The 17,085-nt window shown below is 57.6% G+C and carries 18 protein-coding genes and 1 pseudogene; 6 read left to right on the top strand and 13 right to left on the bottom strand.

The features are described 5' to 3' along the window. The 3 genes from P8Q88_RS05155 to P8Q88_RS15050 all read left to right on the top strand — a co-directional run. On the top strand, nucleotides 1-258 hold a 258-nt coding region (locus P8Q88_RS05155), incomplete at its 5' end, for a globin family protein (protein WP_512700431.1). Then, entirely contained in the window at nucleotides 251-709 is a 459-nt protein-coding gene (locus P8Q88_RS05160; protein WP_278322780.1) for a hypothetical protein, read from the top strand. The genes P8Q88_RS05155 and P8Q88_RS05160, both read left to right, overlap by 8 nt. Before the next feature lie 50 nt (nucleotides 710-759). Continuing rightward, on the top strand, nucleotides 760-990 hold the full coding sequence (locus P8Q88_RS15050; RefSeq protein WP_446532545.1) for a TehB-like domain-containing protein: 231 nt from the start codon (nucleotides 760-762) through the stop codon (nucleotides 988-990). 397 nt (nucleotides 991-1,387) lie between these two features. Here the strand turns inward: P8Q88_RS15050 and hemN are convergent, their stop codons facing one another. The 12 genes from hemN to rnk form a co-directional block, all read right to left on the bottom strand. After that, on the bottom strand, nucleotides 1,388-2,698 hold the full coding sequence (gene hemN, locus P8Q88_RS05165) for an oxygen-independent coproporphyrinogen III oxidase (protein ID WP_278322781.1): 1,311 nt from the start codon (nucleotides 2,696-2,698) through the stop codon (nucleotides 1,388-1,390). A 238-nt stretch (nucleotides 2,699-2,936) separates the two neighbouring features. Then, on the bottom strand, nucleotides 2,937-3,122 hold the full coding sequence (ccoS, locus tag P8Q88_RS05170; protein WP_221424238.1) for a cbb3-type cytochrome oxidase assembly protein CcoS: 186 nt from the start codon (nucleotides 3,120-3,122) through the stop codon (nucleotides 2,937-2,939). Further along, complete coding sequence (locus P8Q88_RS05175) at nucleotides 3,119-5,248, bottom strand: heavy metal translocating P-type ATPase (protein WP_278322782.1); 2,130 nt, start codon at nucleotides 5,246-5,248, stop codon at nucleotides 3,119-3,121. Before P8Q88_RS05175 ends, ccoS begins: the two co-directional genes overlap by 4 nt. Then, a complete protein-coding gene (locus tag P8Q88_RS05180; RefSeq protein ID WP_278322783.1) occupies nucleotides 5,245-5,694 on the bottom strand; it encodes a FixH family protein in 450 nt (149 codons plus the stop codon). Before P8Q88_RS05180 ends, P8Q88_RS05175 begins: the two co-directional genes overlap by 4 nt. Continuing rightward, a complete protein-coding gene (gene ccoG, locus P8Q88_RS05185) occupies nucleotides 5,691-7,301 on the bottom strand; it encodes a cytochrome c oxidase accessory protein CcoG (protein ID WP_278322785.1) in 1,611 nt (536 codons plus the stop codon). The genes P8Q88_RS05180 and ccoG overlap by 4 nt, the downstream gene beginning before the upstream one ends. Then, a complete protein-coding gene (gene ccoP / locus P8Q88_RS05190) occupies nucleotides 7,288-8,199 on the bottom strand; it encodes a cytochrome-c oxidase, cbb3-type subunit III (protein WP_278322786.1) in 912 nt (303 codons plus the stop codon). Before ccoP ends, ccoG begins: the two co-directional genes overlap by 14 nt. Next, a complete protein-coding gene (locus P8Q88_RS05195) occupies nucleotides 8,189-8,368 on the bottom strand; it encodes a CcoQ/FixQ family Cbb3-type cytochrome c oxidase assembly chaperone (RefSeq protein WP_278322787.1) in 180 nt (59 codons plus the stop codon). The genes ccoP and P8Q88_RS05195 overlap by 11 nt, the downstream gene beginning before the upstream one ends. After that, nucleotides 8,365-9,117 (bottom strand): cytochrome-c oxidase, cbb3-type subunit II, encoded by a 753-nt coding sequence (gene ccoO / locus P8Q88_RS05200; protein ID WP_278322788.1) that lies wholly within the window; start codon nucleotides 9,115-9,117, stop codon nucleotides 8,365-8,367. The genes P8Q88_RS05195 and ccoO overlap by 4 nt, the downstream gene beginning before the upstream one ends. 11 nt (nucleotides 9,118-9,128) lie before the next feature. Next, nucleotides 9,129-10,805, bottom strand: a complete 1,677-nt coding sequence (ccoN, locus tag P8Q88_RS05205; RefSeq protein WP_278322789.1) for a cytochrome-c oxidase, cbb3-type subunit I — start codon at nucleotides 10,803-10,805, stop codon at nucleotides 9,129-9,131. A 29-nt stretch (nucleotides 10,806-10,834) separates the two neighbouring features. Continuing rightward, the gene (locus tag P8Q88_RS05210) at nucleotides 10,835-11,584 is read right to left on the bottom strand and encodes a helix-turn-helix domain-containing protein (protein ID WP_278322790.1); all 750 of its coding nucleotides are present in this window, start codon (nucleotides 11,582-11,584) and stop codon (nucleotides 10,835-10,837) included. Nucleotides 11,585-11,712: 128 nt separating this feature from the next. After that, a complete protein-coding gene (locus P8Q88_RS05215) occupies nucleotides 11,713-12,486 on the bottom strand; it encodes a Crp/Fnr family transcriptional regulator (protein ID WP_278322791.1) in 774 nt (257 codons plus the stop codon). Between the two features lie 47 nt (nucleotides 12,487-12,533). Then, complete coding sequence (gene rnk / locus P8Q88_RS05220) at nucleotides 12,534-12,956, bottom strand: nucleoside diphosphate kinase regulator (protein ID WP_278322792.1); 423 nt, start codon at nucleotides 12,954-12,956, stop codon at nucleotides 12,534-12,536. A 200-nt stretch (nucleotides 12,957-13,156) separates the two neighbouring features. Here rnk and P8Q88_RS05225 point away from each other — a divergent pair, with 200 nt between their 5' ends. Together P8Q88_RS05225 and P8Q88_RS05230 are read left to right on the top strand one after the other, a co-directional pair. Beyond that, nucleotides 13,157-14,233 carry a rod shape-determining protein gene (locus P8Q88_RS05225; RefSeq protein ID WP_278322793.1) on the top strand — a complete coding sequence of 359 codons (1,077 nt, stop codon included), beginning with the start codon at nucleotides 13,157-13,159 and terminating at the stop codon, nucleotides 14,231-14,233. An 80-nt stretch (nucleotides 14,234-14,313) separates the two neighbouring features. Beyond that, nucleotides 14,314-15,276 carry a DMT family transporter gene (locus P8Q88_RS05230; protein ID WP_278322794.1) on the top strand — a complete coding sequence of 321 codons (963 nt, stop codon included), beginning with the start codon at nucleotides 14,314-14,316 and terminating at the stop codon, nucleotides 15,274-15,276. 588 nt (nucleotides 15,277-15,864) lie between these two features. Here the strand turns inward: P8Q88_RS05230 and P8Q88_RS05235 are convergent. Continuing rightward, complete coding sequence (locus P8Q88_RS05235) at nucleotides 15,865-16,596, bottom strand: HPP family protein (RefSeq protein WP_278322795.1); 732 nt, start codon at nucleotides 16,594-16,596, stop codon at nucleotides 15,865-15,867. 109 nt (nucleotides 16,597-16,705) lie between these two features. Here P8Q88_RS05235 and P8Q88_RS15055 point away from each other — a divergent pair. Further along, nucleotides 16,706-17,076, top strand: a pseudogene (locus tag P8Q88_RS15055) (hypothetical protein). Nucleotides 17,077-17,085: the final 9 nt, after the last annotated feature.

Genomic DNA, 17,085 nt, shown 5'->3' on the forward strand with positions numbered 1-17,085 from the left:
GTGTTGTTCAACAGCGGTGAGTTCGCAGGCAATCCCATGCGCAAGCACATCGAGATTACTGGTCTGGAAGAGCACCACTTCACCCGTTGGCTGGACCACTTCTACGCCACGCTCCGCACGCTCTCGAGCCAACCGGAGTCGATCCGACTGGTTGCCGACCGAGCCCGCGCAATCGCGGACAGTCTCCTGACAGGCATCGCGATCGACAAAACCGGAATTTCGGGGTCAACAGCAGGAAGGAACCTCCCCCATGTTTGAACAACAGACTTTAATTGCGGAAAGCGAGGTTTGTGCAGAAGCGGAAATCAGGGCTCTCGAAGGCCTTCTGCAGCCGCTCTCGGTTGCACCAGTAGCTCCCGCGAATGCGGGCTTTCAGCTCCCGGCCCGGGTCTGGCAGATCATGCTCTCATGCTACGGCATATTCTTCTTCGCGATATTCTTGGCGACTGGCGGCAGTACGGCGGCGCGCTTCGCGATCGTGGTTTCCGTCCTGTACACTGCAATGTATTTCGGGGTCGCACGCCTGGGTGCGCGTCAAGCGGGGCGTGAAGAGACTTCACCGCTCGATTGCGGTGGAAAGCTTCCAACCTGGACCGGCCCAATGGATCGCAAGGCGGTGTTTGCGCAGGTGCTCGTTGTACCGGCAACAGTCTCTCTGTTCGGGGTCGGCATATTGATCATCGTCCTAGCGGTTGGGCCCGGCGCGTGACACAGTCAGACGAGCTGCCACCAGATGTGGTCAAATACGCCGAAAGTCCGATGTTCACCGCAGCGACTGTTCCAGACAAGCTCACTTCCGAACACAATCTGAAACCTGATGTTTGGGGTCGACTGTGCGTAGGTGCTGGCTCGGTTGAATTTCACGTTACCGGACCGTCTCCCTCCAAAGCTACCGTCCGCGCAGGAGAAAGTTTGATAATCGAACCGGAGAAGATGCACTTTGTGCGACCGTCTGCTGACGCGCAATTCAAAGTGGATTTCTACCGCTAATTCCTTTTGGCGTTTCCTTTTCCGCGGCTTTAAGACGATGCGGCGTTCCTGCTGATCTGATGGGAACTTGCCGAAGAATAAACCGGCATGCGTGCCGCTAGGCGCTGGCGTCGACCAATGCGTTCGCCTCCCCCGACATTGCGGCGATCCATATGACAATGCAGGCGATCCACCCGGCATTGAACAGAATCAACGCTGTCCAAACAGCAGCTGGCGTGGCTCTTTTTCGCCCCGGTCCGCGTACCATCTCGCCCGGCCTATCGCCACGGAACAAACGAGCGAGATCGCGTAAATGGAGTAGCAACCAGATTCCGGAAGTTAGACTAATGACGGCGAAAAACGCGATTAGAGCAGGAAAGAACCACAGGGGCATCGAGAAAACTCCTTTAGGACCGCGTCATACGGCCGAACTGAAACGACGGACAGACTGCGGGCGATATGTATCGAACAAAGCAGCAATTACACGCGCATAGGGTAATCCGGAGGGTGTTATAGACAGAAGGCCTTCGTTGATTGTCGCAAGATCAAGATCGAGAAATGGTTGCAGAGCATCCAAGAGCTCCCGGTTCATAACTCGCCGGACTTCAGCACTGCCGCGGCACAAGAGTGACTCGATCATCTCCCCGCGATGGCGGTCGTCTTCGGTCCGAGTGATGCCAAACGCACTCGTCAGTCGGCTTTGCCCGGCCAGCATTCTGTAACGGCCGCTGTTCTTTTCGTTCTGCGCCAAGAGCTGCGGGAAGCTACTTACTGCCGAACTGCCAAGCCCGATCAGGACGGGCGACTGATCATCGGTGAAGCCCTGAAAATTTCGTCGCAACGTTCCCCCAACAGATGCCAGAGCGAGTGGGTCATCGGGCTTGGCGAAATGATCAAATCCGATCGATCGATATCCCTGCTCTGTAAGCAGAGCATGACCGAGTTGGGCCATCGCAAAGCGCTGCTCCGAACCTGGTAGCGCATTCCCATCGATGACACGCTGTCGCGCAATCAGATGCGGAACATGAGCATAGCCGAAGAGCGCGATGCGGTCCGGACCCATGGCGAGTGTGCGCTGCAGACTATCATTGAGATCTTCCTGCGACTGGTGCGGAAGGCCATACATCAAATCGAAATTGAGCGAAGAAACTCCGTATTTTCGGAGAAGATCGGTGCTGTGCTCGATAAGGCTCTCGGGTTGCACGCGTCCAATGGCTACTTGGCAGTGGGTAGCGAAAGTCTGCACGCCGAGGCTTGCGCGTTGGATGCCCACGCTCCCGATCGCCTCTGCCCATTCTTGCGAGAACGTTCGAGGATCAAGCTCGATCGAGAAGGTCGGATCATCGATGCTGAAGCATGCGATCAAGCGGTCGACTAGGGTGAGGAATTCGGTCGGGCTAATGGCATTTGGACTACCACCCCCGAATGCAATCCGACGCACTGATGCATCACGAGGCAAAATGCTTGATACGAGATCGATTTCGCAAGACAGGGCGTCGAGATAGGATTCGAGACGCTGTCGCTTTCCTGATTTGCCGGTGTTGCACCCGCAGTAGAAACATATTTTCTCGCAGAACGGGATATGGACGTAGAGCGAAATGGCGCCGAGCACGCCGCCAAGCGCCTCAGCATATTTGGTGGGCGACAGGGGAGCGAACTCGGCCGCTGTGGGATAGCTCGTGTAGCGGGGGACCGGAGTTGCCAGCAGGTCGGGATGATAGGGCCACATGGCGGACTCTCTGCTCGTATCTGGGACCGCATTCATTGCGCTGGATCAATTCGCTTGCGAGAGCAGAGTGCATGACAGCCCTTGCTATGACAGGGAGCGACAGGTGGAGACTCGCGCATCGGGATCGGAATGCTGATGACGCCGCCACCGCAAAGACGCGCTTCGACGGCCTTGGCAGATATGGGAACAGGCCCGAACGATGCCGGAAGTAGCGCTAAAAGGGAAAACATACCGGTCCTCATCGGGGAGGATCCTCACCCTCGCCTATCGCAGTCCGATCGTCTTCCTCGTCATCGATAAGAATGCGGTTTGCCGCACCGTCGAGATCCTCGAACTGGCCGTCGCGCATGGCCCAGAAAAACAGGACAAGCCCGGCGCCACCCAGAAATAGCGCGACCGGAATAAGGAAGACCAAGACGTTCACGGAGCGTGCCTGACCCGGGCAAGTCTTAGGGAATTGCCAACGACTACCAGCGAGCTGAGAGACATGGCGACCGCAGCGACGAGCGGGGTCACGAAACCCGCAAGTGCAAGCGGCACAGCAAGCACGTTATAGCCGATGGCAAATCCGAAATTCTCGCGGACGATGCGCATGGTTCGACGGGCGACAACGATGGCTAGGGCAACTGGCATGAGCCTCTTGCCCAGGAAGACCGCGTCTGCTGCCTGTTGGCTCACGTCGCTGGCAGTGCCGGGTGCGATGGAAGCATAAGCCGCAGCGAGGGCAGGACCATCGTTGATGCCGTCGCCAACCATCAGCGGGCGGCGTCCAGCGCCCTTCAACTCATCAAGCAGTGCTAGCTTGGTGTCGGGGCGCATTTCACTCTCGCCCTCAATGCCGAGTTCGCCTGCAAGTGCCAGAACCGGTAACTGGCGATCTCCTGACACGATTTTGCTTTCGACACCGAGCGCCCGAAGCTCCCCGAGGGTTTCAATCACATCGGTTCGCACCGGATCAGTGAACGCGATTGCGATGGTTTGCTCTGCGATATGCAGCGAGGACGCGAGGCCGGCTTGATCGATATCACCTCGCGCCAATGAAACCGGAGTTTCGCCATGCATCCCGCTGACGCCTCGTCCTCCTGTTTCCGTAATTGCGGTAAGCGATGCAGCGGAAACGCCTGCCTCTTCCAGGGCGGATGCGATACCTCTGCTCAAGGGATGCCGACTAGCCTGCGCTAATCCTAGTGCGATGGCTTTCTGTTCATCTGTCAGATGATCGAGGCTGGGGACCGGCTCTCCAAGCGTCAACGTGCCGGTCTTGTCGAACAATGCCATATCGACTTCCGCCAGCCGCTCGAGCGCACTTCCATCCTTAACCAGCACTCCCCTTTTTGCGAGCGCTCCTGACGCCACGACTTGAGCAGCCGGGACCGCCAGTCCCATTGCACAAGGACATGTGATGATGAGCACCGCGATAGCGATCACCAGCGACTGGTGCCAACCCGCCCCCGCGATCATCCATCCTACAAACGCCAGCAGCGCAAGCGTATGGACGGCAGGCGCATACAGACGGGACGCGCGGTCGGCGATGCGGACATATTGACTACGCGACTGACCCGCTTCATCCATCAGACGCGCGATCTCGGCAATCGCAGTATCGGACGAAGCGGCGGTCACCCTGACGCGGATCGGATCTCCGAGATTGATTGCCCCGGCGTAGACCGTGTTTCCCTCTGCCGCAGCCTCTGGCGTGCTTTCACCAGTAAGCATTGCATTGTCGATCGAAGTTTTTCCCTCTTCGATGACGCCATCGGCAGCCAGCGCTTCACCTGCAGCAACGAGCATGAGCATTCCAGGCTCGAGATCTTGCGCGGCAATGGTTTGGCTTGATCCATCAGCCTTCAGGACCCTCGCTGACTTGCCCATCCGCGAAAGGAGCGCGCCTATGCCTGCACGCGTTTTATTACGCATGGTTGCGTCGAGCGCGCGACCACAAAGCAGGAAGAAAAGCAGCATGACCGCGCTGTCGAAATAGGCATGCTCGCCGCCAGTTGTGGTCTCATAGACACTTAGCCCGGTCGCCAGCAGGACTCCGATCGAGATCGGCACATCCATGTTGGTCCGGCGATACCGCAGGGCCATGGCTGCGCTGGAAAAGAAGGGGCGCCCTGCATAGGCGACCACCGGCAATGCGATCAGAGCTGAGAGCCAGTGAAACAGTTCGCGCGTCACTCCGCCCGCGCCCGACCAGACGCTTACAGAAAGCAGCATGATATTCATCATGCCGAACCCTGCCACGGCAAGCGAGCGCAGGAGCATACGCCTTTCAGTATCGTCTTGGCCTAGTGGATTCGCCTCGGCGATTTGAGCCTCGAAACCGATCTTTCGAATGGCATCGACAAGATCGCCCGCATCGAGCGCCCTGTCGTGCCGGACAGCCACCCTCTTGGCGGACAAATTGACGCGCGCTGCCTCGATACCGTCGAGCTCTTGCAAACCGCGTTCTATCTTGGCGATGCAACCTGCGCAGCGCATACCGGGAACGGTGAACCGGCTATCGATCAGGCCAGGGCGCTCAGGAATATCTAGGGTTGCCGGGGCGTTCACGACAGGTGCTCTTCAGTCGCCCAAGTCTGGCCATCCTCGGACGAGATTCTCAAGCGGACAATCCAACGTCCCGCATCGAGCGGCTCGAGCGACACGTGATTGCCCGGGGTCGCCTCAATGAAACTCAGGGTCGTGGTTTCCGCCTGCCCAAGGGGCCGGCGAGCCACGGCGGTGACGGTGGCGCCAGCCGGCACCGAAGCAGTCTTGATCAAAAGATGCCCGTTCTCGCTCTGGGTCATCTCGACCATCCAACCCAGAGCTTCTTGCTTCTCCGCCGCGTCTAGCCAGTCGTTGAATTCCTGGCTTGCGACATAGGAGTTCTCGACGATTACGCCGCCAAAGCCGCGAACGGCAAGCGTGGCCATGAACAAGTTAACCGCGATGATGATGGCAAAGCCAGACACGATGATAGTCGCCGCATGCTTGCCGGTAAATTCGCGCTTCACTGCTCACCTCCGGGCGTATCGAACCGCGTTTCGGTTGTCGCCGACTCTTGCTGCTCGTCGCGCGAGGTCACTCTGAAATTGAACTCTTGCGTCGAAGTGCCCTCCGGCGCGATGACATAAGCGCGAACCGAGAGGACCTGATCGGCAGGGACCGTCTTGATCTGCGAGCGCGCGGCATCGTCTCGTCCGATCGTATCGGTCCACATAAGTGCGCCAGGCAGCCCCTCGACAGCGATCTCCATTTCGCGCGGGCGGCTCTCCATGTTGCGCAGTTTGAGCGTGTAGGAATTTCGCACCGACCCGTCGCTCATTAGGATGTAAGGCGGGTTACGGTCGGGCGAAACCGAGACACCGACATGGCTGCGCACACCTAAGGCAAACAGCATGGCAAGGCCGACACTGCCCCAGATCAGGAAGTAAGCTATGGTCCTTGGTCGAAAAATTGCCTTCCAAGGCGAACGCGTGGGTTCGCCGTTCGCCTCGTGTTCGCAATCTTCCAGCGTTGCATAGTCGATGAGGCCGCGTGGTCTGCCGATATCTGCCATAACCTTGTCGCACGCATCGATGCAGAGCGCGCAGGTGATGCAACCAATCTGTGGACCCTCGCGAATGTCGATGCCAGTGGGGCAGACAGCGACGCATTGCAGACAGTCGATGCAATCGCCGAACTTGCCGGGGTTCTTCTGCGCCTTCTTGACGCTGCCGCGTGGTTCGCCGCGCCAGTCCTTGTAAGTCACCAGCAGCGACTTCTCATCCATCATCGCGGTCTGGATGCGGGGCCAGGGGCACATGTAAATACAGACCTGCTCGCGCATGAAGCCGCCGAGCGTAAAGGTGGTAAGGGTCAGGATGGCGACAGTGATGTATGCGGTCGGCGCAGCCTCGCCCGCCCAGAAGTCTCGCACCAATGTTGGGGCATCGGCGAAATACATGATCCATGCACCGCCCGTCCAAAAGCTGATGATGAGATAGATGGTGTATTTGAACGTGCGCTTCGAAAATTTCTTCGGTCCCAGTGGCGCGGCATCGAGCCTCATGCGCGCGTTACGATCGCCGTCGACGAAACGATCCACATGTTGGAACAGGTCTGTCCAGACAGTCTGCGGGCAAGCGTATCCGCACCAGGCGCGTCCAACCGCACTCGTCACGAGGAACAGGCCAAGTGCGGCCATGATCAGAAGACCGGCGACGTAGTAGAACTCGTGTGGCCAGATCTCGATGCCGAACATGTAGAAACGACGATTCGCCAGATCGACAAGCACCGCTTGGTCGGGTGCATAAGGACCACGATCCCAGCGGATCCAGGGCGTGCCGTAGTAGACCGCCAAAGTAACTAACATGACGAACCATTTGAAACGCCGGAAAGGCCCGTCGATCCGCTTGTTGTGGACCTTTGTGCGCTTCTCGAACAGTTTCGTCGGCAGGTGCTGTCGCGGCGGCTCGTGCGGTTCGTGGCGTAGAGTCGTTGCTTCCGGTTCGGCTACGGCGCTCGATACCGGCTCGTTCGTCTTCGCCCGTCCGTCCTCAACGACAACCGACCAGTCACGCTCCTCGCCCTCGCGGCGAGGAGGAACGCTCGACGCGCGACTGGGATCACGGCTCTTCATCGACCTCCACCGCAGGATCTTCAGCGACCTCGACGAATTCTTCGCCGCCGCCGAGAGACCACACATAGGCCGATAGCATCTTGATCGTGACCGGATCGAGACGTCCACTCCAGTGCGGCATGCGACCCATTTTCGGGTTGAGAATTTGAGTGCGCAACTGCTCTGGTGAGCTCCCATAGAGCCAGATGGCATCGTTAAGGCGCGGCGCACCAAGCTCACGATTTCCCTCACCTGAAGGTCCGTGACAAACGGAGCAGTTGTCTTGGTATAGCTGAGCTCCGGAAGCGGTCGACGTCGCCTTCCCGCTTAAGGAAAGAACGTGATTTGTGACTGCAGTGAGCTGGTCTGAATCAAACGCTCCTTCGAATGGAGGCATAACGCTCATTCTTGTATCGTCGACGCCGGGTGCGCGAATGCCGTTTACGAGCGTGTATTCGATGGCTTTAATATCTCCGCCCCAGAGCCAGTCATCATCGTTGAGATTGGGATAGCCAAGGGTCTGGCTGCCGGCCGCTCCCGAGCCGTGGCATTGCGAACAATGGACCTGAAAAGCAGACCGGCCACCAGCCACTGCCTGCCCAAACAGTTCGCTGTTCTCTGGCAAGCGTTCGATCGGAATGCGCGCGAGCTCTTCGCGCACGGTGGCCCGCGCTTGATCGACAACGCTCATCTCTTCGGCGAGCTCTCCGCGGCTGCTCCAGCCGAGCACGCCTTCGGTTGCTTTGTTGACCAGCGGCCATGCAGGATAGAGGATCACGTAGATCACCCCCCAGACAATCGTCGCGTAGAGGGACCAGAGCCACCAGCGCGGCATCGGCGTATCGAGTTCTTCGATGCCGTCCCATTCGTGTCCGACAAATTCCGTGCCGGTTGGCTCGTCGATGCGCTTATTTGCCATCTGGGCGCTCCCCGGTTTCTCCATCATTGAATATCGAACGCGCCGCTTCCTGATTGCGTTGCTTTGCGCCGGGACGAAACACCCAGAGGCAAAGGCCGAGAAACAGAAACAGTAGGGCGACGAGGCCGTAGCTATCGGCGAAGTGGCGCAACTGGTCGTAGAGGCTCATCGGCCTTTCTCCTCGGCCAGCCGCTCTTGTGCTGCCGCACTATCGACGTCGACCAGCGTGCCAAGCATCTGCAAATACGCGACGAGCGCGTCCATTTCGGTAAGCTTGCTCGGATCACCATCAAAATCGCGAACCTGCGCCTTGGGGTAGCGCTGCTGGAAATCCTCGACATCGCCGCCGCTATCGGGATCGGCCTGAAGGATCATGTCCGCCATCGCCTCGCCAATATCGCGATCCGAGTAGGGCACGCCCACTCGGCGCAAGGCTACCAGCATATCAAAGGCGTTGTCGGTATTGAGCGGTGTTTCACCAAGGAACGAGTACTTCGGCATGATGCTTTCCGGCACCACGCTTTGCGGATCCTCGAGATGCTGGACGTGCCATTCGTCCGAATACCGGCCGCCGACGCGCGCCAAGTCAGGCCCGGTGCGCTTCGATCCCCATTGGAAGGGGTGATCATACATGCTCTCGGCGGCCAGGCTGTAATGCCCGTAGCGCTCCACCTCGTCGCGGAACGGACGGATCATCTGGCTGTGGCAGGCATAGCAGCCTTCACGCACGTAAATGTTGCGCCCCGCTTGCTCCAGCGGCGTGTAGGGTCGCATTCCTTCTACTTCCTCGATCGTATTGTCGATCCAGAACAAAGGCGCAATCTCAACGATGCCCCCGATCGACACTGCGATAAAGGAGAAGATCGCGAGTAGGTTAATGTTCTTTTCCAGCTTCTTATGCTGGGTAGCGAGGCCCATGACGATCTATCCTATTCTGCAGGTTCGGGCGAAGCCGAGCCTGCAATGGGTCGGTCTTTATCGGGGTCATAAGCGGGCATGGCTCCCATCGGCTTTTCCTCGCGGAGCCTGCCGCCGATGGTCATCCAGACATTGTAGCCCATGATGATCGCTCCGCTGAGATACATGACGCCTCCCAATGCGCGGATGATATAAAGCTCATGCAGCGCGGCGACCGTCTCTGCAAAGCTGTTCACGAGATAACCGTCAGGCCCGTATTCACGCCACATCAGCCCTTGCGTAATGCCCGCCACCCACATGCTTGCCGCATAGAAAACGATGCCGAGCGTCGCGAGCCAGAAGTGCCAATTGATCAGCCGCAGCGAATACATGCGCTCCCGCTTCCACAGACGCGGAACAAGGAAGTAGACCGCCGCGAAACTGATGAGCCCATTCCAACCCAGCGCTCCGGAATGCACATGGCCAACGGTCCAGTCAGTATAGTGCGACAGCGAGTTCACTGCCTTGATACTGAGCATAGGTCCTTCGAAGGTCGCCATGCCGTAGAATGCCATCGCCATGACCATCATGCGAATGATCGGATCGGTGCGGACTTTGTCCCATGCCCCGTTAAGGGTCATCAGGCCGTTTATCATGCCCCCCCAGCTCGGCATCCACAGGATCACGGAGAAGACCATGCCGAGCGTCTGCGCCCAATCGGGCAGTGCCGTGTAGTGGAGATGGTGGGGTCCAGCCCAGATGTAGAGAAAGATCAGCGACCAGAAGTGAATGATCGAGAGACGATAGCTATAGACCGGTCGCTCGGCCTGCTTCGGCACGAAGTAATACATCATCGCGAGGAATGGCACGGTGAGGAAGAACGCGACCGCGTTATGACCATACCACCACTGCGTCAGCGCGTCCTGGACCCCAGCAAAGGCCGAGAAGGACAGCGACCCGTTCCAAGCAACGGGCACTGCGAGGTTGTTAACGATGTGCAACATAGCGATGGTGATGATGAACGAGAGGTAGAACCAGTTCGCGACGTAGATGTGCGGTTCTTTCCGGCGAGCCAGCGTGCCTACGAAGACGATCAAGTAGGCGACCCAGACAATAGTGAGCCAAAGGTCTACGTACCATTCGGGCTCGGCATATTCGCGGCTCTGGGTGACGCCAAAAAGATAGCCCGATGCCGCCAGGACGATAAACAGTTGGTAGCCCCAGAACACGAACCGAGCGAGCGCCGGAAACGCCAGCTGAGCGCGACAGGTGCGCTGGACGACGTAGAAGCTGCTTGCGATGAGAATGTTACCCCCGAAAGCGAAGATCACCGCAGATGTATGGAGTGGGCGCACACGGCCGAAATTGAAGTAGGGCTCGATATTGAGCTGCGGGAACGCCAACTGCGACGCGATGAAGACACCCGCGAGAAGGCCAACGAGAGCCCAGAACATCGTAGCCAGAACACCCCAGCGGACAGGGTCATCGTCGTATCTTGATGGTCCTTCGGGCATTTTGAAGAACCCCTGCGCCTTACCCAGTGGATCAAAACGTGAGGCGGTCACCCAAATCATCACGAAAGCTAGAATACCCAGAATTGTCGCATGCGCGGCGAAGCCGGTGTCACGGGCAGTCCCTGCGAGAATGACGGAAAGGACTAGGACGACGAACCAAAGAGCAACGCGTCCAAGGGCGGCTTCTGCCTGCATGTAATGCTCCGAAAAATTTTCGGGCAGCCTTATTCGGACGACTCGGATCGTGCATTGATCTGAGTCAATTTTCGAAAACTTTCTGCTTTTCCAGATTTTAGCTTCGCCAGGTCACGGAGGCGATGGGGCGAGAGTATCGAGACTTCCGATCTGCCCTTGGTGTCGATGACCCCTTGCTCCCGAAGCTCGGTAAACTGACGACTTACGGTCTCAAGCGTCAGTCCCAGACTGTCGGCTATCTCGCGCCGGGACATCGGTAGATCGATAGATGTGACGCCCGCCTGCTCGTTGCCGATGCGCTGTCCCATCGACTCGAGAAAACTTGCGACGCGCTCAAACGCTGTCTTGCGACCCAAAAGAACGGACATCTCATTACAGTAGTCGAGGGCGGCGAGCGCGCGGTCGAAAATGACCATTATGGCATCGCTATCCGAAGCAATAGTCCGAACGAGATCATCTATCGGGAATGCAAGGATCTTGGTGTCGGTGAGACCGCTCAGATAATATTGCACTGTGCGGCCATCCGGAAGCAGCAGAATATCGCCCTTCAGTGCGAAAGCTACGATCTGTTCTCGATCGGAACCGGCATGGCCGACCAGTTTCGCCGCCCCATCCGCAACGAAAATGACCCATCGATGTGTTTCGGAAGCAAACTCGGTATTGACACCGCGCGGAAGTTCGAGCTCGCGCCCGGATGATTTCAGGTGCGACATCTTTGATTGCGTTAGGCTAGATGGCAGGATCGCGGTGAAGAAGCGATGCAGATCGTTGTCCGACAAGGTCCAGGCTCCGGGGAAATATTGCCGGCTACCGTGGGAGAGTTCATGGCTGCAGTCTTTGAGGCAGATCAAATTGGTTCGAATTAGCGACCGTTAAACGGTTTCAAACGACTGGATCGAGCCTAGAGTCATTTTGCGAGCGCCTCGAGCACCTCGCGACGTCTTACGGTGACTCTTCTACGTCCTGACATTGCGATCACGCCTTCGTCGCGGAACTTGGTGAATTGGCGACTCACCGTCTCGATTGTGAGACCCAGAATATCCGCAATTTGCTGTCGGGACATGGGAAGCTCGAAATGATCATTATCCTGCGGAGACGCATAGCCGCACATTGGCGCGGTATTTCGAGAGAAGATTTCAAGGAGCAACGTGGCGAGTCTTTCCTCGGCGTTTAAGCGCCCGAGAAGCAACATCCAGCGTCTGGTCTTATCGAGTTCGCTTAAAGTGCGTTCTAACAATTTGCGTTCCAGACGGGGATGTTCGTGCGCAAAGCGTTCGAAATCCATGCGCCGGAAGACACAGACCACGACCTCTCCAAGGGCATCCGCACTGTATGGAGAGGTCTCACCGAACGGCCGACCGATGAAATCCGAAGGATAGGCCAGTCCGAGTATCTGTTCGCGACCATCGCTCGTCTGGGTCGAAAGTTTCATTACGCCTGAAACGACGTTCGCGACAAATATTGCCTCTTCGCCTTCCCATAAAAGCGTTTCGCCCGGGTCTAGGTGCCTTCTGCGCCCGATCCCGTTAAGAAGCTCAACCTCATGATCATCAAGGTCGGCACAGATCGCCCGGTTCCGAACGGAACAGGCCTGACAGAAATTAAGGTCATTTCGCTGCTCTGCGTTTTCTGACAGGACCGATACAGCTTCGTCCGGTGATCTTTCCGAGATATTCGCCATACTGTGATCACTCTGCAATTGAGATATCCGCAACGCGCGGGGCGGACCTAAGCCACCCGATCAGTCCTGAGCGGCTGTCGCACGTCGACGATCCGCAGGCAGCGTTCTCTACCAGAACGATCGGGCCAGTCGATCGCTGACCCTGCTCGCATTCCGATGAGACCGGCGCCCACGAGGGTCAGCACGGAGAGACGGTTCTCGTCCATGTTCGCATCGCGCGGCCATACCAGTTGAACCTTGCGCCGGCCGCCTGATCGCTCATCGACGAATTCGACCTCCGAATCCATGGTCACAATGTCCGGAGGCAAGTCTTCGGCTGCCACCACATCAGCGCGGTCCAGTTCCTCGCAGAGCTTTCCCGCTACATCGGGACTGCGCTCTTCGATAGACATCGCCAAGTCGTAGAGTGCGTCAGCTTCAGAATCGATAACGTGAATGGTCGGCTTCTCGCCGAGTTGAGAGGTAGTCATTTTTCGTAACTCGCTTGGGAGCCGCACGAAGTTCGCGGCAGGGCTGTCGATCGTCCGGGAGCCTCGCCCCGGACCGGATCACGGCCGTAGAGACGAGGCGTGCGCCCGTGCGGGCAGCTGACCTGCGTGCGCGAGATGTCGGTCAAAGTGTAGCGAAAAGACCATGCCGTACATGTGGGCGCGAACTTTGGTTTAGTCAAATGACAACTGACCGATCGTCTCGTCGACAATTGCGAGACTTTCGTGTCAGGGACGCCTATCAATGGGAAATGATGAACTTTCCTTCCTTTGGATCCAAGCGCGGACCAGACCTCGCTATCGATCTCGGCACTGCCAACATGCGTATCATGGTGCGAGGCGAAGGTGTGGTCTTCGACGAACCATCCTTGTGCTATTACGACAAGGCTGGCGGCCAGATGAAGCTGATTGCAGCGGGTCGGGATGTTTTGGCGATGGTTGATCGGGCTCCCGGAACTCATGTGGTCCGCCGTCCTCTCGCCCGCGGCGTTCTGCAGGATATGGAAGCCGCCGCCGCATTGCTTGCGCATGGATTGTCTTCTGTGGTTGGCAAGAAGCGCAGAGGGGGTCTTCCAGCCATGATCGGTATTCCGGCGGATGCCACGAAGGCGGAAGCAAATGCATTGATCGCTGCCGCGGACGATGCCGGCTTCGGGAGGATCGAACTGGTGCGCGAGCCTTTTGCAGCGGCTATCGGGGCAGAACTTCCCGTCCGCGAAGCGCGCGCGTCCATGGTCGTCGAATGCGGCGCCGGAACGACCGAGGTTGCGGTCTTCTCGATCGACGGACAATGCCGTTCGCGCTCCGTGCGTTTGGGCGGTCTCGGCCTCGACGAGGCGATTACCGAACACCTTCATCTGAGGCATCACTTTCTCATAGGCAAAATCACCGCCGAGACGTTGAAGAAGCATCTCGCTCAAGATTGTGCCGAGGACGCGGAAGTGGAAATCAGAGGCCGATCACTGCACAATGGTCTTCCAGGAACGTTGACCTTGCCGGTTTCCGAGTTCCATCCCGTGTTGAAGCGACACTTCGGTCGTTTCGCTGATGCCGCCCGGCTGGTGGTGGGTGAGATATCTCCCGATCTTGCCGCCGACCTGCTGAGCGAGCGCGTTGTCGCCACGGGCGGCGGGATCTGCGCAAAGTTCTTGGCTGAAGCGATCACCGCGGAGTGCGGTGTTCCGGTCACCATCGCCAACGATCCTTCCGGTTGTGTTTCGCGCGGCCTGATGCAGTTATTGGAGGAGCGCGCTGCCTAACTCTCGGCGGCAGTGTTTCGACAGGGTTACTCTTGCAGAACAGTTCTCGCTTTTTTGGAAGCATGTGGTCGCGCGCCTACGTGCTCCTTACCTTCACCGCTCTGTTCTGGGCTGGTAACGCAATCGTTGCGCGTGCGGCGCGCGAACTAGTCCCTCCCGTCGCCCTGGCGTTCTGGAGATGGACGATTGCCCTGGCTATCATTCTGCCATTCGCATGGGGCCATTTGCGGCGGGATGCTCCTGTCATTCGGGCGAACTGGAAAATGCTGCTTGTGCTTGGCGCTCTCGGCATTGGTGCCTTCAACACGCTGCTTTACACCGGCTTGCAGGAGACCACCGCGCTCAACGCCATGTTGCTGCAGTCGGGCCAGCCTGCCCTCATTCTGTTTCTTGGCGCGATCTTCATGGGCGACAGAACGACGCTGCGCCAGATCGTCGGCGCCGCCATCGCTCTGACCGGCGTGCTTTGGATCATCGCTCGGGGTAACGTCGACGTTCTCGGTACCCTGAGCTTCAACGAAGGCGACCTCGTCATCGGCCTCGCAGTGTGCTTTTGGGCGATCTACGCAGTAATGCTACGTCATCGCCCGACGATCCATCCCCTCAGCCTTTTCGCAGTGACCTTGGTCATCGGTATAGCCGAAATTGCGCCGTTCTATGCGCTGGAACTCAGTTCCGACCGACATATCGTTTTGCAGCAGGAAAGCCTGCTGGCGATCGGATATGTTTCGATTTTTCCGTCTATCCTTGCCTACCTCTTCTTCAACAGGGGCGTGGAACTTATCGGGTCCGCCGGAACCGGAATGTATATGAACATCATGCCGATCATGGGAGCTGGTCTTGCGATCGTCTTCCTAGGCGAACATCTGCGAGGCTTGCGCTCTAGAAAAGGGCGTTCGATCGTCGTCGCCTTCGATCAGATACTGTCGAATTTCCGGCCTGATTTTTTCGAAGGCCCAGCGCAGGCGACCGATGATGGGATAGTTGCGGCGCACAGCATGTTTTGTTTGCGTAAGGTCGATGACACCCAAAACGCAGATTAGGGCAAGAAGCAGAAAAACTGGCAATGCCCACGCATCGTCAAGCCTCATGAGGCAAAGATCGAGCCCGCCAGGCTGATGCCGAGCACGGTAAAACGGGAAAAGAACACAAATGGCTCCGGTCTCGCAAATAAAGCGAGAATGCCCTGAGCATGTTCATGCATCGGGCTAGAAAATTGTCGATGCAACGAGCGGCATCACGGCGCATACCCCTAGAGCGCCATACGCGCTCTAGGCATGCAGGCGTGCGGTGCTGCTGGCGGCCGGAACCATCACCCCGAGACCATGATCGACTTGAGCCATGAGTGTGTAATGCGACTTTGATATGACTAATTCAATAGGCGAGCAGTCGAACTCATCGAAACTCGAAAATAAACTTCGTTGTCGTGTTTCCAGTATCTTGTAGATCAGCATTCCTCGATGCCTTCGTCGACAATCAGAAGCTTTGTCACCAAGATCCAAATCGCAGCCCGCACGGTTTCGAAAAGCCACCCTGCCTAACATCAGTGGCAAGTGAACACCCAAGGCCAAGCGTGAGATCCCGATATGTGAGTTTGCAAAATGTGGGAATTGTCAGAACGCCGCGAGCACTTACGTCTTAGCAGCGGATGTTGCGTGACCAGTTTTTTGATTCCCGGCCTTGCGACGTCTTGCTGCATGATAATCTACGCGGCGAACGATCAGTTCTAGGTCATCTGCTCCTATGTCAAACGTTTCCCCCAAATCAGCTAATGCAGCTACTATGTCTTGAGTGTGGGGAGGCGCCAGGTCTCGTTCGAGCAGAAAATGTCCAGCAAGCGGTTGAGGCTTATGGGGATAACTGTGCCCTGACCCCCGGTGAAAAACGATACCGACTATGACAAGGCAGACTGCATTTAGAGCGACTGGCAGAAATGCAAACGCAAATCCTACTGCCGCAACCTGTTGTCCTCCAATAACAGCTGTCAGTGCGGCTGCCCCTCCCGGCGGATGCAAACTACGAGTCAGCGACATACCGAGGATCGCGAGACCGACCGCCAGTCCCGCTGCGACATGCGGGATCGCTATGACTTGAGCGCAAGCCACGCCGATCAAGGCTGAAAGCGTATTTCCTCCGATAACCGGCCAAGGTTGCGCGAGTGGACTAGCTGGCACCGCAAACACCAATACTGCCGATGCGCCCATAGGCGCCACCAAGAAAAGCAGGGCGAGGCTGTCAGGCAAAAAAATCCAAGAAATCAGGCTGGTTAGGGAAATCCCTGCGATACCTCCAACGCATGCGATAAGACGATCGCGCAGAGTGGCTCCTGCAAGGATGGGAGTAAAGAAACGGCTGTAAAACATGGTGTAACCTGGCTCACTGAACGGTGCCAATGAACCTCAGATGTGACAAGTTCGACAAAGAAGGAATTGTCCAGCCCAAAGCGCGAGCTAGACAAATCTCATCGAGAGCTTGCGCAAGGTTTTCATGGAGCACCATATACCGCGCGGACTGATGGAATACCGCGGGGAGAAGGTGGACTTCGCTTCCGTCAAAGGGATGCGAGTTCTGACCGTGGAGGGCGCAAATGACCACCTTTGCCCGCCTGGCCAGACAGAAGCGGCACACGGTATTTCTCGGGGATCCCGGCGAAAGATAAGCACAACCACATCCAGGGAGGACTTGGGCACTACGGTGTCTTCTCCGGATCGAAGTTCGCCGCTGGAATCCTCCCGGAAATTCGAACCCATATCGAAGGCCAAGTGTCGCCTATGGGGCCGATAGCGGAATGTCCGCTCAAAAGTGCAAACGGGTTGGAAATGCCTTTCCGCCACGGCCCATAGCACTCGCGC

The organism is Qipengyuania marincola (assembly GCF_029688625.1).
GTDB lineage: Bacteria > Pseudomonadota > Alphaproteobacteria > Sphingomonadales > Sphingomonadaceae > Qipengyuania.